This window comes from Psychrobacter sp. SZ93C1, from assembly GCF_015864635.1.
GTDB lineage: Bacteria > Pseudomonadota > Gammaproteobacteria > Pseudomonadales > Moraxellaceae > Psychrobacter > Psychrobacter fozii.
Genome location: NZ_JADYWY010000002.1, coordinates 327,352 through 342,386, shown reverse-complemented (window position 1 = coordinate 342,386; position 15,035 = coordinate 327,352). Strand labels below are relative to the sequence as shown.

12 protein-coding genes and 1 pseudogene are annotated in these 15,035 nt (G+C 43.4%); 7 read left to right on the top strand and 6 right to left on the bottom strand.

Annotation, left to right across the window (positions count from 1 at the left end):
- Window positions 1-145 precede the first annotated feature (145 nt).
- Genes I6E83_RS04330 through I6E83_RS04320 form a run of 3 tightly spaced genes read right to left on the bottom strand, consistent with a single transcriptional unit; the run spans window position 146 to window position 3,767 of the window.
- Window positions 146-928, bottom strand: a complete 783-nt coding sequence (locus tag I6E83_RS04330) for an SDR family NAD(P)-dependent oxidoreductase (RefSeq protein ID WP_197100110.1) — start codon at window positions 926-928, stop codon at window positions 146-148.
- A 3-nt stretch (window positions 929-931) separates the two neighbouring features.
- The gene (locus I6E83_RS04325; RefSeq protein WP_197100109.1) at window positions 932-1,939 is read right to left on the bottom strand and encodes an NADP-dependent oxidoreductase; all 1,008 of its coding nucleotides are present in this window, start codon (window positions 1,937-1,939) and stop codon (window positions 932-934) included.
- Window positions 1,940-1,961: 22 nt separating this feature from the next.
- A complete protein-coding gene (locus I6E83_RS04320; RefSeq protein ID WP_197100108.1) occupies window positions 1,962-3,767 on the bottom strand; it encodes an acyl-CoA dehydrogenase in 1,806 nt (601 codons plus the stop codon).
- Window positions 3,768-3,949: 182 nt separating this feature from the next.
- On the opposite strand from I6E83_RS04320, the gene I6E83_RS04315 reads away from it, so the two are divergent.
- Window positions 3,950-4,972 (top strand): GlxA family transcriptional regulator, encoded by a 1,023-nt coding sequence (locus I6E83_RS04315; protein ID WP_197100107.1) that lies wholly within the window; start codon window positions 3,950-3,952, stop codon window positions 4,970-4,972.
- A 42-nt stretch (window positions 4,973-5,014) separates the two neighbouring features.
- Here I6E83_RS04315 and I6E83_RS04310 read toward each other — a convergent pair whose 3' ends face one another.
- Window positions 5,015-6,190 (bottom strand): LD-carboxypeptidase, encoded by a 1,176-nt coding sequence (locus I6E83_RS04310; protein ID WP_413787049.1) that lies wholly within the window; start codon window positions 6,188-6,190, stop codon window positions 5,015-5,017.
- 471 nt (window positions 6,191-6,661) lie between these two features.
- On the opposite strand from I6E83_RS04310, the gene I6E83_RS04305 reads away from it, so the two are divergent.
- On the top strand, window positions 6,662-7,060 hold the full coding sequence (locus I6E83_RS04305) for a YkvA family protein (protein WP_197100105.1): 399 nt from the start codon (window positions 6,662-6,664) through the stop codon (window positions 7,058-7,060).
- A gap of 98 nt (window positions 7,061-7,158) precedes the next feature.
- Here the strand turns inward: I6E83_RS04305 and I6E83_RS04300 are convergent, their stop codons facing one another.
- Window positions 7,159-7,464 (bottom strand): hypothetical protein, encoded by a 306-nt coding sequence (locus I6E83_RS04300; RefSeq protein WP_197100104.1) that lies wholly within the window; start codon window positions 7,462-7,464, stop codon window positions 7,159-7,161.
- Window positions 7,465-7,577: 113 nt separating this feature from the next.
- Window positions 7,578-8,129, bottom strand: coding sequence for a hypothetical protein (locus tag I6E83_RS04295; protein WP_227680803.1), 552 nt, complete (start codon window positions 8,127-8,129; stop codon window positions 7,578-7,580).
- A 356-nt stretch (window positions 8,130-8,485) separates the two neighbouring features.
- Between I6E83_RS04295 and dnaQ the strand changes: the two are divergent.
- The 5 genes and pseudogenes from dnaQ to nth all read left to right on the top strand — a co-directional run bounded on the left by dnaQ (window position 8,486) and on the right by nth (window position 15,032).
- Window positions 8,486-10,149: pseudogene (gene dnaQ, locus I6E83_RS04290) on the top strand (DNA polymerase III subunit epsilon).
- Between the two features lie 148 nt (window positions 10,150-10,297).
- Window positions 10,298-11,980, top strand: coding sequence for a hypothetical protein (locus tag I6E83_RS04285; protein ID WP_197100103.1), 1,683 nt, complete (start codon window positions 10,298-10,300; stop codon window positions 11,978-11,980).
- Window positions 11,981-12,124: 144 nt separating this feature from the next.
- A complete protein-coding gene (gene nudC, locus I6E83_RS04280) occupies window positions 12,125-13,147 on the top strand; it encodes an NAD(+) diphosphatase (RefSeq protein ID WP_197100102.1) in 1,023 nt (340 codons plus the stop codon).
- A gap of 226 nt (window positions 13,148-13,373) precedes the next feature.
- A complete protein-coding gene (locus I6E83_RS04275; protein ID WP_197100180.1) occupies window positions 13,374-14,207 on the top strand; it encodes an RnfABCDGE type electron transport complex subunit B in 834 nt (277 codons plus the stop codon).
- Window positions 14,208-14,336: 129 nt separating this feature from the next.
- Window positions 14,337-15,032, top strand: a complete 696-nt coding sequence (nth, locus tag I6E83_RS04270) for an endonuclease III (protein ID WP_197100179.1) — start codon at window positions 14,337-14,339, stop codon at window positions 15,030-15,032.
- Window positions 15,033-15,035 lie beyond the last annotated feature (3 nt).

The window sequence follows — 15,035 nt, the reverse complement described above, 5'->3', positions numbered from 1 at the left end:
ATGTTTTTATATTCTCAAACAATCATTCTTAAACACTGAATTCATGTATCTAAATTTGGATAACTAAACGCAGATAATCGCTGTCATATCTAACAGCGATTATCGAGCACTAATAAATTGAATGATGAGCGCCCAATTGTCACAGTTACGCTAGCATACCACCATCAAGTGTAAAGGCATGACCATTCATAAAGGTACTTTCATCGCTGGCTAGCCATGCAATCGCACTAGAGATTTCATTCACATCTCCTAGACGGCGCAGTGGACTGGCCTTAATCGTTGCTTGCTGTGTACGCTCATCCATCGTTGCCATGGTATTGCGTACCATAGGCGTATCAATGAAGCTTGGGCATACCGCGTTAAAACGAATGTTGGCGCGAGCATACTCATGGGCAGCAGATTTGGTCAGGCCCATAACGCCATGTTTAGCTGCACTATAGGCTGAAATCATAGGCGCTGAACGCAGACCAGCAATAGATGCGACGTTGATCACATGACCACCGCCATTAGGTATCATACAGTTGACGGCAGCACGCATACAGTGCCAAACACCTTTTAAATTCACTGCGATATTGCGATCGAAGTCATCATCGCTTAGCTCATGCATTGGTGACGGCTTATGGTCGATACCAGCATTATTTACCACTACATCTAGGCCACCAAGTGTTTCTACTGCGAAGTCGAACAACGCACGTACTTCATCACCACTGGTCACGTCTACTTTTTTGAAGACGATACTGTTGCCAGCATCTTGACCTTGCTTGGCAACCGCAGCACCCATCTCTTCTGCCATATCACCGATCACGACTTTGGCGCCGCGACTGGCTAGCAATAACGCACTTGCTGCGCCGATGCCTGATGCACCGCCCGTGATTAAAATTCGTTTACCCGTTACATCTGATGCAATTCCGTTTGTATTCAGTGTCATGATCTATCCCTCTACCTTAAGTACTAGTTTGCCGAAGTTTTCACCTTTAAAGAGCATCATCAAAGTATCTGGGAACGTCTCGATACCTTCAACGATATGGTCTTTCACTTTCATATCACCTGACTGAATCCAGCCAGCGATATCTTTCATGGCGACTGGATATTCTTTAATATTGTCAAAGACAACGATGCCTTCCATACGTGCACGATTGACCAATAATGATAGATAGTTCGATGGGCCTTTGACTTCTGTGGTGTTGTTATACTGACTAATGGCCCCACAAATAACGATACGCGCATGCAGATTTATTTGTGTGAGGACGTCATTCAAGATATCACCGCCTACGTTGTCAAAGTACACATCGACGCCATCTGGACAGGTTTTCTTCAGTGCCTTTTTCACATCTTCATTTTTGTAATCAATCGTCGCATCGAACCCAAGCTCATCAACTAAGAATTTGCATTTCTCAGCGCCGCCCGCGATACCAACGACTCGGCAACCTTTAATTTTGGCAATCTGACCAACCAAACTACCAACGGCACCAGCAGCGCCAGAGACGACCACGGTCTCACCCGCTTTTGGTTGACCAGTTTTTAGGAGACCGAAATACCCTGTCATACCTGGCATGCCGAGGACACCCAAGTAATAAGACAATGGCGCAAGTTTCGGATCAACTTTATACAGATTAGCACCATCACTGACGGCATAAGACTGCACGCCATCGTGACCTGCGACATAGTCACCAACGGCAAATTTCTCATGTTTACTTTCAATTACTTCGCCTACCGTACCAGCGCGCATGACTTCACCAATCTGTACTGGTGCAATATAAGATTTGGCATCGTTGAGCCAGCCACGCATCGCCGGATCGATAGAGATATATTCAACTTTAATCAGTAGCTGACCATCGGTGATAGTCGGTATTTCTGTCTCGGTATAATCCCAAGTCTCGGCACTAGGCTCGCCTACCGGTCTTGCTTTTAGTCGCCACTGTTTATTAATTTTTGTCATGTCTCTTTCCTTAGAGTTGTCCTTAAAACCATTCCGTTTGCATATCAGTGCAAACCGAGTTGGTGTTGGTTAATAATTCGATGTCGCGTTTAACTAATGGTAATTCCCAATCGATAAAATATTTTGCCGCTTGTATCTTGCCTTTGTAGAAGTTCTGCTGCTCAGCATCTTGCGTCGTGCTTAATAGCTGCTCAGCCTTACTCGCTTGACGAATCCAGATCCAGCTCAGCACAATTGAGGCAAAGATGTTCATCAATGCTTGCGCATTGCCCGTCAATGTCAAGGCTTCTTCGGTTTGTAAAACTTTGCTGAGATGCACCAATACTTCATGCAAGTGACCCATGTAAGGCATCAATTTACCTGCAAGTTGCGCGCTCTCAGGTGTAGTGATGCTTTCCAAATCTTTTGTTATTTCACGTTTTAGGATTTGAATACCCAAACCACCTTTTTGCCATAACTTACGAAATGACAAATCCAATGCCTGCACACCATTTGTGCCTTCATGGATAGGATTTAGGCGATTGTCACGCCAAAACTGCTCGGCTTGATACTCACGCGTATAACCTGCACCGCCCAATACTTGGATGCCCAAATCATTGGCTTTTGGCCCATATTCAGATGGCCATGCTTTTAATACTGGGGTGAGAAGATCTAACAGTTCTGTTAGCTCATTTTTTAGCGTTTCGTCTTCACAGGTATTGATACGGTCAATCAGGTTTGAGCCATATAGACATAAGGAGATACCGCCTTCAGAGTAGGCTTTTTGCGCCAATAGCATGCGCTTTACGTCACCATGATTGATGATAGCGGTTGCCGCATCTTCAGGTTTATTGTTCGGGGCGATTCTGCCTTGTGTTCTGTCTTTGGCATAATCAAGTGAATACTGATAACCGCGATAGCCAACCATCGATGCGCCAAAACCCACAGCGATACGCGCCTCATTCATCATTTTAAACATATAACGCAGACCAAAATGCTCTTCACCGATCAGATAACCATGGCATGCGCCTTCGTCACCGAAGCTCAGCGCCGTCGACGTCGTGCCTCTATAGCCTAGCTTATGAATAAGTCCTGTCAAATGCACATCGTTGCGCTCGCCGACCGATGCATCCTCGTTTAAGCGATACTTGGGCACAGCAAATAAAGAGATACCTTTTACGCCACCTGGACCACCTGGCACTTTGGCCAATACGAGATGGACGATATTGTCAGACAGTTCGTGATCGCCGCCTGAGATATAAATCTTGCTGCCTTTGACGCGGTAAGAACCATCGTCTTGTTTTACCGCAGTGGTTTTGATATCAGCAAGTGAGGAACCTGCATGTGGCTCTGTTAATGCCATCGTTCCAGTGAACTCACCTGTCAGCATACGTGGCATAAAGGCGGCTTTAATCTCATCACTGGCAAAATGTGAGATGACATTGATGGCCGCTGTGGTCAAAAATGGATAAGCAGTGGTTGATGGATTGGCAGCCATAAAGTAGCCTGCGACAGCTGTCATCACTGTTTCAGGCAGCTGCATGCCGCCGTCTTCAAAGCTATAACGACCCGCGATAAATCCTGACTCACGGAACGCATCAAAAGCGACTTTTACATCACTTATCATACTGACCTTTTTGCCATCGAACTGTGGCTCATTCTTATCCGCTACATGGTTATGTGGCAAAAACAATTGGGTCGCAATTTTATTAGCCGTGTCTAATACGGCATCAAACGTTTCGCGGCTATGCTCTGCAAACTTAGCATGCTCGGTTAAATTTTCAGTACCCAACACATCATATAATTGGAACGGTAACTCAAAGTCATTGATAAGCGTATCTGCTGCCATAGTATTCTCGTTAACTGATTAAATTTGGTTATCAATCGATATTAATCTAATTTAACGCCTTACCGTATTGTCATTTATGACATAATCATGGTCAAATACGACATAAATAGTACTTATATTTAGAAAATTCAGATAAAAAACTGATATTTTCGGTCTTAGAATTAAAAAAAGGATAGACACCCATGCCCTATTTCAAACCATTTAAAGTCATTATTATTGGATTCGATGGTGTGCTCGGCAGCGCATTGACAGGCGCATTAGATTTATTCTCATTTACTGGTGTCAGTTGGCAACGATTTTTAGATGAGCCAGTAGAGCCACGATTTAATGTGCAGATAGCAAGCGTTGGTGGCGTGGATATCAGATGTAGCAATCGCTTAATCATGCAAGCGCATTGCGATATTCAGGAAGTGGCAGAATGCGACTTGCTATTAATTCCGACTATTGGTGATTCAATCGATAAAGTACTGAGCCGAAATGCAGAATTAATACCACATTTAAAACGGTTGGCAGATACCAAGTCAGATATAGCCAGTAACTGTAGCGGTGCTTTCTTTTTGGCAAAAGCAGGACTGCTAGATCATAAAATAGCCACCACTCACTGGGGCTACGCCAGTAAGTTTAAGGCAGACTTTCCACTTGTTGACTTACAAGAAAACCAGTTTGTTACTCATTCAAAGAGTAAATCAGACAGTCAGTCGGGTAATATATTTTGTGCGGCGGGCGGTAGTGCCTTTTATGATTTGGGATTGTTATTAATAGAGCGCTATTGCGGACGTGAGATATCTACTCAAGTAGCCAAAACCCAAATCATCGATAGTAAACGAGGCAATCAAAACAGCTATACCAACGTAACGTTGCACAAACCGCATTCAGACCAATTGGTCAAGCAAGTACAAGAATTCATTGAGGAAAATTTTTATCAGACTATTCAGGTGAACGGATTGGCTGCCATGGTCAATATCACGCCACGTACTTTAAACAGGCGCTTTCAGTCCTCTGTAGCCATGCGTCCGATTGAGTATATTCAGGCCGTCAGGATTGAGCAGGCAAAGCGCCTGCTAGAGTTAGGAGATGTAACGATTAAATCGCTTGCCGAGCAAGTTGGCTATGATGATATCTCTTCATTCACGCGTTTGTTTAAACGTGCGACCGAGCTAACACCGAAAGAATATCAAGATAAGTTTTCACGGTTAGCGATTTAGCACGGTTCTTTAATGGCTAACTTTATAAGGTTTGTCTAATGCCTAAACCGCTTGCCACAAGCCTTCTGCTTGGATAGCATCAGCCTTGATAGTTGGATAATCGGTAAATGCTAGCTGATAGCCGCCATCAGTATTAGGTGTTAACTGACAAGTTGCACCGAGTGGAAAGCTGTATTTTTGTCCAATATGGCCAAAGCGCATGCCACTATAAATGGGCAATCCCGTCAATTCATGCAGCTGACGAATCACGGTGGCGACATCATAGCGCTTGTCATAGCTGTCCTCACCTGCACCAGATAATGCACCAAACACAATTGCTTGTTGATTCTTAAACACACCTGCGAGATATAAATCATATAACATGCGCTCAATACGATACGCCTGCTCGCCTACATCTTCTAAAAACACAATACCGCCATCAATCTTCGGCAAATACTCACTACCTGCCAGCGCTGATACCATGCTTAGATTGCCGCCCCACATCGTGCCCGTTATGGTTTTTGGCTCAGTACTTGTCAAAATGCTTGGGAGTTGCTGACTCGTTAAAGACGCGTCTTGTATGTTAATAGTGAGATTGGCGTTGGTGAGCGCTTCAACAAACTGTCGACAGCTGACCTCGTCAGGTTTGGTCTTGCCAAATTCACTATAGAGCATAGGTGCCGCAAGCGAACTCATATCACCCTTTGCCAATAGAGCGCACTGGATAGCCGTCACATCACTGAATCCTGCGAGTATCGTGCCGCGCTCCTTCATAATACGTCCCAGCGTTGCCCAGTCAACCATCGGTAACAAACGCATGGCGCCATAGCCACCACGTACCCCAAGTAATAACTTGGGCGCTGCGATAGCACCCGTAGCGAGGTTCTGTAAGTCACTCGCTCGCTGCGAGTCTGTACCAGCAAAGCGTAAATACTGCCTATTGGTAATCGTAGGATTATTTACTTTAAAACCTGCACACGCTACACGATCTAATGCCAATTGGGTGCGGTCGTCACTACCACCAACATTAGAGCTGGCAAAAAGTCGTGTTTCAATCGTAGGCACAATACAGCTGGTCTGCGTTAGTGACGTTTGTGACGCTTGCGATAATGAACCATCATCCATCAGCGCAGACGGCAGATCATCTTTAGTCAGTTGCGTACTACTTGAATCCATAGTATTAGAGGCCAGTGCTTGAGTGATACTGTGAGTCGCTAACAACCCTGCGCCTGCACTCATGCCAACTTGACGCAAAAACTGGCGGCGATTCAATCCAGATTTCGTTTCACTTACTATATGGCCATTTTTATTTTTGTCGTCTATTAATGACTGTATCTTGGCACCCATATCTCGCTACTACCTTATCGTTTTTATTTGAATATACTTTTGCATCATCTTTATTTTGCAGTCTACTTGCTCAAACCGCACAGCAGCATATTGTAGACGTTTTTTTGGCGATGATAGTTGCCCAACCCTTGCCCATGTTTACTTTTTCGCTACCGTATTAGCTGAATATTTAACTCGCCACTACTACTCAATATTGGCACACACACCTTACTTTGTTATATAGTTAATCACTCTATAAAAGAGTGACAGCGTTAACCTCGCTCGAAGTATCACAGTTACATCTACACTTGGTTGTCTTGACTCTCTTTTAAACTGAATCAACTACAGTATGAAAATACTGACTATGCTCAAATAAGGATAATAATGGCTAATAAACAGAAAAAAGAAGACATCTTAGATGCCGATCTTGAGTACCTCATTCACGAAGAAGACAAACTCCAAGAAAAGATAAAAGATAGCGGTCACCTTGAGCGCTTCGCTAAAGACTTAATGCTATTTATGAGTCTGCTTAAAGACTACTACAAAGGCAATTATCGCAAGGTTCCGTACAAAACCATTTCTGCAGGTGTGGTCGGTCTACTTTACACTCTCAATCCCATTGATATCATTCCAGACTTCATACCTTTCATCGGTCATATCGATGATGCGTTAGTGCTGAGCTTTTGCTTAAAGCTGATCGAAAAAGACCTAAAAAAATATCAGATTTGGAAAAATAGCCAGTCAGCTACTACTAAAAAAACGGATGTAAAGAAACAAGCTTAACGCCCTACATCAAACATCGTAAACAGTAAAAAGCCACGACTGACATATTGATTATCAGTCGTGGCTTTTATTATTTTCAGTTCATGCAATACTATAATTTAATCAGGCACTTCATAATTGGCTTTTTCGGGATTAAGACCGAACGAACAAACAAAGGTAGCAACCAAACTATTGATAATAATAAAAGGAAAATCTATGGCAGCATGTCCCAATGCATAACGACCAATCAGCCATGAGACAATCAGCATGATAATAAAAAATCCGCCCAGATACGCTAAGATGGCAGGATGCTTGAGATTATAAGGCTGCTCAGGTTCAGGCTTTTTATCGAGTATATATGCTCTTATTGCCCAACCAGCTGCATAAGAAACCCCGCCCAATACCACATAACTAAAAAAATTCATATTGCCTGACTCTGATCATATGGATGACCTAACTGTTTATAAAAAATGACTTGTTATCGCTTTTATCACAAGGTAATGAAGGAGTATTAATAGAAAAGCATTGATAGACTGATCTAGCTGCTCTCATTGACATTATCAATAATAATATTGGCATGTGGGTTGGCTAAGATATCCGTATTCACCTCATCACACTCCACACGATAGATAGTATTGGCTCCTCGATAAATATAGGACAAATACTCACTGTCTAGTAGCGGATCGATATTGGCATAAACAGGTTTGACATGAGCCAGCACTAGCACTCTGTCAGGGCGGCCAAGGACAGCATCGACATTATCAGGATCAATAGAGAAAAACTTTGGTATCTCGCTGTTTTCTATCAACTCTAACGGCTCAGCATCATCCCAAATACGCTTCGCATTTGCAGGCTCTTTCATTTGCATGACCCATGCGCCATCCTGTTGGCTAATTCTGATCTGTGCAGGCTCTTCATTGCTGACCGTATAACATCCTTCAAACACAGAGAGATCTACTGGCGCAGCTACTTCCTTATCCAGTTGCGACCCACCATCATTACAGGCAGTCAAAAACAGTGTACTGCTCACAGCGATACCAACCGTTAGGTTTGTCAGACTTTTATAAAAAACGTTTGAGCGTAAGGACATAATAGGATTATCCTGCATTCATGCATTAGACTTTTATGAGAAAAACTACTGTTAAATAGTGATGGCGGATAGCTTGAATTGCTGTGGAAAACAGTTCAAGCGTCACGTAGCGAGGTCAATAAACAGATATTTATTCAGTCAAATAGCCGAGACCTTAACGCTAGCCAGCCTATTTTAACAGAAAACGGAAAGGTTACTATTATGATATGTGGTTTTGCGATTTTGTGCATTACGACTGCCCATCTTAATGATAGATTTGTTATACTCAACCTCAGCATATGGAGTGATAGCCAGAACAAAACGGTAGCAGAATCTCTGTGCTTTGCACTCATCACTTATTAGGTTAATAATTTTTTATGTCAGACAATCGCACCTCAGCACCCTCATTCAATACCAGTAATGCAGTGGATCCATTAGCTGCCAAACCAAACACAACGGTTGCCTATACAGATGGTGCTTGCAAAGGCAATCCAGGTGCTGGTGGTTGGGGTGCACATCTTATTTTTAGCGATGGACGCACACAAGATTTATATGGCGGCGATAAAGAGACGACCAATAATCGTATGGAGCTGATGGGTGCGATACAAGCGCTGACTCATAGCCCGCACGAGCACAATCTTGAGATTTGGACAGACTCCAGCTATGTTAAAAAAGGCATCACTGAATGGATTGAAGGCTGGAAAAAAAGAGGCTGGAAAACAGCGAGTAAGAAACCAGTCGCCAACCAAGATCTTTGGCAACAACTAGACAACCTATGCCAACAGCGAGAGGTTGACTGGCACTGGGTAAAGGGCCATGCTGGACATGCCGGTAATGAAAAGGCAGATGAACTAGCCAATCTAGGTGTCACCTCACGCAGTGCGGACATATCGGATACAGACCTACAAGATACGGCTAAAAAAAAACTCAAATAATGACTGATAACGCGCAAAAACCGTCTAACGATGACTGGCTAAATTTCGACCCATTAGGTCTAGATATAGTGGATGACGAAGACCTTATAGATGAAGAGCTTATAGATGACGAGTTCGTAGATGAAGGGTATCTCGACGAAGAACCACTAAGCAGTCACGACGATAAAAATCACGATGATCATATGATTAACCAAGATGCCACTATAGACACGAATGACCATCATGATAATGCTAGCAAACCAATGAGTAATACAGATATGCCAGAAGCTCAAACGCCTATGACTGATACAACGATGAATAACATTACGCCAGATACAGATATGCGTATAGATGCTGATGCACCAAAATTCGATGGTGATACTAGCCGTGCCAATCCACATTTTAAGCCATTGCTACCCAAACCAATAAATCGCCACGAGTCTGATCGCCAGCTCATTATGGATACCGAAACCACAGGGCTTGATCCGCTAAAAGGCAATCGAATCATTGAAGTCGGTATCGTTGAGATGATTGGTCGTAAATTCACGGGCGAAAAACTACACGTTTATATCAACCCACAGCGCGGTATGGATGATGAAGTTATTCGCATTCATGGTATTTCTCCAGCGTTCTTAACAGACAAGCCTACTTTTGATCAAGTGGCTCAGTCACTATATGACTTTATGGACGGTGCCGAAATCATCGCTCACAATGCCTCGTTCGATATGAACTTCTTGAATATGGAGTTTGCAAAAGTCGGTATGACTGACTTTGCCGAACGAGTCCAAGTGACTGACTCCTTATTCATGGCAAAGCAGCAATATCCTGGACAGAAAAACACCCTAGATGCGCTTGTACGCCGCCTAAACGTTGGTAAGCAAGACCGTACTTTTCACGGGGCCTTACTGGATTCAGAGATTTTAGCAGAAGTTTATTTGGCGATGACGGGTGGACAGGTCACGCTCGCTATCGAAGAAGACACGCAAACAGATGGCGGACAGACAGCACATGCTAACCTTGCCAATCTAGCGTCTTTACTACTGGCATCACCCAGCGATGAAAATACCAATCAAAATTGGTATGCATCGCTGTCAGAAGACTACCCTGCTCTCAAAACCTATATGTAGTCGTCATTTAAATGACTTGCGATATCGACATTTGTACAATATAGTCTTGATTATTGTTATATAAAGCGTCAAAAAATTATCAATAAATGCTTTTTTAATCGTCATTCAAACCATTGCTATTCTCATCAGTACATTATGGAAACTCCTTATGGACCAGTCTGCGCAAATGAAATTAACCGCCCCAACGCTTAGTGTCACTGATTTCAACCTACCGTCACTGCATCTATTGCATGATGAAATCATCGTAACTCTTAAAGATACTGAGATTCATCTAAGTGAATTTAATGATGATAATAGTCAGGCGCCTCTGTTATTAGACTCTATCATTGTGCTAAAGCAGCTGTCCTGTATTTTTAAGCTGATCTCTCTGGTTGGTGCAGAAGCGTTGAATACTGCTATCGTAAACGGTTTACAGCGACTGTATGATAATGGTGATAATAACGATACCTCTCTGATTATGGATTTATCAGAAGCCATCATGACACTAGAGCGCTACATAGAGTTTGTACTCTTGACAGAGTCGGTCGAGCCAACCTTGTTACTGGATATTATTAACAAGCTCAATGCTCATGGGCAACATGCCGCTATTACATCAGACTACTTCTCTGCTTTTGGTAGCAGCAGTGTCGTTATCGCCAATCCTGAAAAAAACTTTCAGCCACTGAATGAGCTTAATCTAGACAGTGAGTTATTAACTTACGCTTATCGCAGTGGTCTTGGTGTCACATTGCTTAATCAAGATGGCAATATTGGCCCAGACGATCAGCAGAAACTTGATGGTATGAGTGCAGCTTGTGCCTTGATAGCGGCAAATACCAGCAGCCTGTTTTGGCAAGCAGCCAATGCAGCGGTTACTGATATCGCCACGATATTACCGCTGAACCTTAACCAGAAACATACCCTTATTTATTTAGAGCAGCAATTCCAAAGCTACTTACCAGTGATGGATAAACGCTTTGCTGACTTGGTCAGTTTTGCATGCCAGCGCGATAATGAAGCTGCACAACAGTTGCGTGAGCAGTATGCTCAAAATCAGTTAGAAGCCCCTCAGTTTGAGCAAATGAAACGCTTTTTATTCGGCCCTAATCGTGAGCTGACCGATACATTAAATAGCATCATTCAAACCCAAATCAATACCATTAAAGAAAATGTCGATAGCTATACGCGCGGTGATTCGATCAATCCTGTTGATGCACAGACAGCCCAGATTATTGAAGAGCTAACAACGTTGAGCTCGGCGCTGTGCTTGCTTGGTCTATCAAATTCAGCCAATAGCCTCAGCACAGCAGCAGCAGCTGTAGGCAAGTGGCAAGCACCGTCGCCTGACGATTTTGATCATCTGCTACTGGCATTGATGCATGCTGAAAACGCTGCTATTGCGATGGCAGAAATGCATACGCCAGGAGCGATCTACTTACCACTTAACAACCCTCATATCTCGTTGCATCAGCTCAATACTGCACACGATACGTTGATACAAGAAAGTCGTAGCGCGATTGCCAGTGCTGAACAAGCCATCAATGATTATTTGGCTGAACCAGAGCGCGATATGCTTAATATTCAGAACATCCCTGAAATGATGCGTCAAGTCTCAGGGGCGGTTCGCTTTTTACAACTACCCACACCAGCAAGTATGCTAGGCCAGCTAGCAAATTATCTAGAGCAACGTATCGAAGGCGGACAACGTATCGAAGATAATACGCTAGCGTGTATCGCAGATGTGATGATGGCTGTCGATCATCATTTGGATGGTTTTGAAAACAATCGTCCTGTTAGCAAGCAAGCACTTGATGTAGGTCAGCAAAGCTTGAGTCATCTACTCGCGGCTTAGCTTAGCCATTCAACTCTTTAATAATTAAATCGATACCTTTGTAGCCGCTTCTTTGCGGCTACAAATCCTCATTTATATCTCTCACTGTAAGCCAGTGTGTATCTATATGGATACGTACTGGTCTCGAACTGTTTGGAATTCTATATGACCAACGCTTTTGTATTTAATGACGATGCCATTTTATGCCGTCAGACCCCTAATGGTTGGTGGCCTTTACAGCTTCAATTACCACCATTCAACAATGAAAATGCAGCAAGCGATGACTATCAGCAAGCCTATCAACTGGGTCGTGTAACCCTAGTCCCAAGCCTAGCACCAAGTCATTGGCAATCAGCAGATCATGCTAGTGGCTCTAAAGATATTCATGAAAATACTTATAAAAGCCCTCAAGAAAATACCAACAAAAGCGCCGAGAGTTTAGTCCATTCTGAAATAGAGAATAAATATACCTTTACTGCACAAGCGGCCAGTGCGATTACTTATGATTATGCCATGGCATATAATATTGCACTGCCTCTTATCGATGAAAGCGATGAAAGTAGTGGTCACGCCTTTGTTCCTTATCGACAACTAATGACTCATCTGCCAGTTGCTTTATCAGATCAGATTAGCCAAGCGATACAGCTCTTAAGCTGGCAAGCAGATACACAGTTTTGTAGTCGCTGTGCTAGCCCTACTGTACATGCTGACCAAGGTGAACGTGCCATGGTCTGTCCAGTATGTCGATTGCGCCAGTATCCTCGTGTGCAACCCTGTGTCATTACTGCCATTACCCGACCAAACCCAATGACAGGTGAAATGCAAATTTTGCTCGCGCACCATCATCGTCATGGTCAGCCAACTATGTCGCCTATGTATGGTTTGATTGCAGGTTTTGTGGAGGTTGGAGAAAGCCTTGAGCATGCAGTCGTACGCGAAGTCGCAGAAGAGGTAAATATTAGCGTATCAGATATTAGCTATGTAAGTAGCCAACCATGGCCGTTTCCTTCTAACTTGATGCTGGGTTTTCGTGCCTCTTACGCCAGTGGTGATATCATCATTCAAGAAGAAGAGCTGGCCCATGCTGACTTTTTTGATGTTTCTAACCTGCCTAAAATACCGCCAAAAGGCAGTATTGCTCATGAGCTCATTGTGCAAGTTATGCGCGAACAAGGTATGCCACTGTAACTTTTTATTCTTTAACACTGATTATAGTCGAAGCCTTTTACACCGCAACCATTTACAAGTGCTTTGACTGTATTTATTCTAATACTCTCCACAAAACTCACATTAGCAAAGAAAACGAGTGCAGGTACATGCATTGTGCATTGTAGACCAAACGAGTTTGATACGGCTGAGTTTTGGGTTTGGTATAATGTCAGCACTTATCACTGATAGCAAGGTCATTAATTCAATGCAAAGTAGCACCACTATCCGCTTAGTCAATTTACCTATATTGTTCGATACATTGAGCTTAGAAATATTACCTGCGGATATACAAGCACAAATCTCGCATATTGATGCTTGTCTACCGCAAACACAATGTGGGCTTTGCGAGCATCCAGATGGCTGCTTGCCGTATGCTGCCGCTATCGTTCTAGATGGTGAGTCATACAATAAATGCGTGCCTGGTGGTCAACCCGTTACTGATGCAATCGCGCAAATTATCGATATCAATAGCCATGAAGCGACACTTAGCGCTGCGCCTTCTCAGTGGCCAATAGATGCTACCTCTGAACGCCCAACCGAGGTACGTGCTGTTATCCGTGAAGACGATTGTATTGGCTGTACGAAATGCATCCCTGCCTGCCCAGTGGACGCCATCGTCGGCACTGGCAAGCACATGCATACCATCTTTACTGACTTGTGCACAGGCTGCGAGCTATGTATCGCCCCTTGCCCAGTCGACTGCATCGATTTAGTCACTGTTGAACGTGACATCTCTGAGCCTGAGCGAATAGCAGAGCAAGAAGATTTAAGACAGCGATATCACACTCACTTAAGACGCGTCACCGAACAGCTCGCTGATAGTAGCAACAGTAGACCTGTGGTCAGCATGGTCGAAGCAAAGCTAAACAATGCAGCCAGTCAGTCTTTAGATATCAGTGAAGCACAAGCAAAGAATACCATTGCAGCAGCCAAGCTACGTAGCAAGATTAAAAAGCTAGAGAAACAGTTAAGCGTTCGTGCGAATGATCAAAAGCAAGCCGATCTTGAAGCGCTACAAGCTGAACTGTTACAGCTTTAATCTTATAACAGGCGATTCATACAATAGTGTGGACGATTGACAGGACAGTACGCATCATATACGTCACGTAAATAACTCGATAGCCAATAGTCTTTCATGACTAATCGCCAAAATAATAGTAAAAATACCATGAGTAAAACCGTCAAACACAAAACAGCTGATACACCGCCATCAAGACGAATGCCCAATCGTGACGTGCGCCAATTTTTTGAGAAGCTGGCAGCGACCATTGATGAGCCCGTTACTGAGCTCAATTATGACAGCAATTTTGAGTTATTAATTGCTGTCATATTGTCCGCACAAGCAACGGATGTGAGTGTCAATATTGCCACTCAGCAATTGTATCCGGTAGCGAACACGCCTGAAGCAATATTAGTATTAGGTGAAAACGGTTTAAAAGCATATATCAAAAATATTGGCTTATATAATGCCAAAGCTAAAAACGTCATCAAAACCTGCCGAGATTTGATTGAGAAATTCGATAGTACCGTCCCCGATAATCGCAAAGATTTAGAATCACTGGCGGGCGTTGGGCGTAAAACAGCTAATGTCGTCTTAAATACTGCTTTTGGTCAGCCCACTATGGCGGTCGATACTCATATTTTTCGGGTGGGGAATCGCACTGGTCTCGCCACTGGTAAAAACGTGCTAATCGTCGAAAATAAACTGGTTGAGCGTATACCTGATGATTTCATCGTTGATGCTCATCATTATCTTATTTTACACGGGCGCTATACTTGTCAAGCGCGTACACCGAAATGCGGTGCCTGTCCGGTGTACGATGAATGTATGTTTAAGGATAAGGCCGCGTTTTTAGAGTTATAAAGG

Excerpts from the sequence above, each read along its gene's own strand:
- I6E83_RS04275 (WP_197100180.1), top strand. The coding sequence starts at position 13,374 with ATGCAAAGTAGCACCACTATCCGCTTAGTCAATTTACCTATATTGTTC.
- I6E83_RS04330 (WP_197100110.1), bottom strand. The coding sequence starts at position 928 with ATGACACTGAATACAAACGGAATTGCATCAGATGTAACGGGTAAACGA.
- I6E83_RS04285 (WP_197100103.1), top strand. The coding sequence starts at position 10,298 with ATGGACCAGTCTGCGCAAATGAAATTAACCGCCCCAACGCTTAGTGTC.
- nth (WP_197100179.1), top strand. The coding sequence starts at position 14,337 with ATGAGTAAAACCGTCAAACACAAAACAGCTGATACACCGCCATCAAGA.
- I6E83_RS04310 (WP_413787049.1), bottom strand. The coding sequence starts at position 6,190 with ATGAGTGCAGGCGCAGGGTTGTTAGCGACTCACAGTATCACTCAAGCA.
- I6E83_RS04305 (WP_197100105.1), top strand. The coding sequence starts at position 6,662 with ATGGCTAATAAACAGAAAAAAGAAGACATCTTAGATGCCGATCTTGAG.
- I6E83_RS04315 (WP_197100107.1), top strand. The coding sequence starts at position 3,950 with ATGCCCTATTTCAAACCATTTAAAGTCATTATTATTGGATTCGATGGT.
- I6E83_RS04320 (WP_197100108.1), bottom strand. The coding sequence starts at position 3,767 with ATGGCAGCAGATACGCTTATCAATGACTTTGAGTTACCGTTCCAATTA.
- nudC (WP_197100102.1), top strand. The coding sequence starts at position 12,125 with ATGACCAACGCTTTTGTATTTAATGACGATGCCATTTTATGCCGTCAG.
- I6E83_RS04295 (WP_227680803.1), bottom strand. The coding sequence starts at position 8,129 with ATGTCCTTACGCTCAAACGTTTTTTATAAAAGTCTGACAAACCTAACG.
- I6E83_RS04300 (WP_197100104.1), bottom strand. The coding sequence starts at position 7,464 with ATGAATTTTTTTAGTTATGTGGTATTGGGCGGGGTTTCTTATGCAGCT.
- I6E83_RS04325 (WP_197100109.1), bottom strand. The coding sequence starts at position 1,939 with ATGACAAAAATTAATAAACAGTGGCGACTAAAAGCAAGACCGGTAGGC.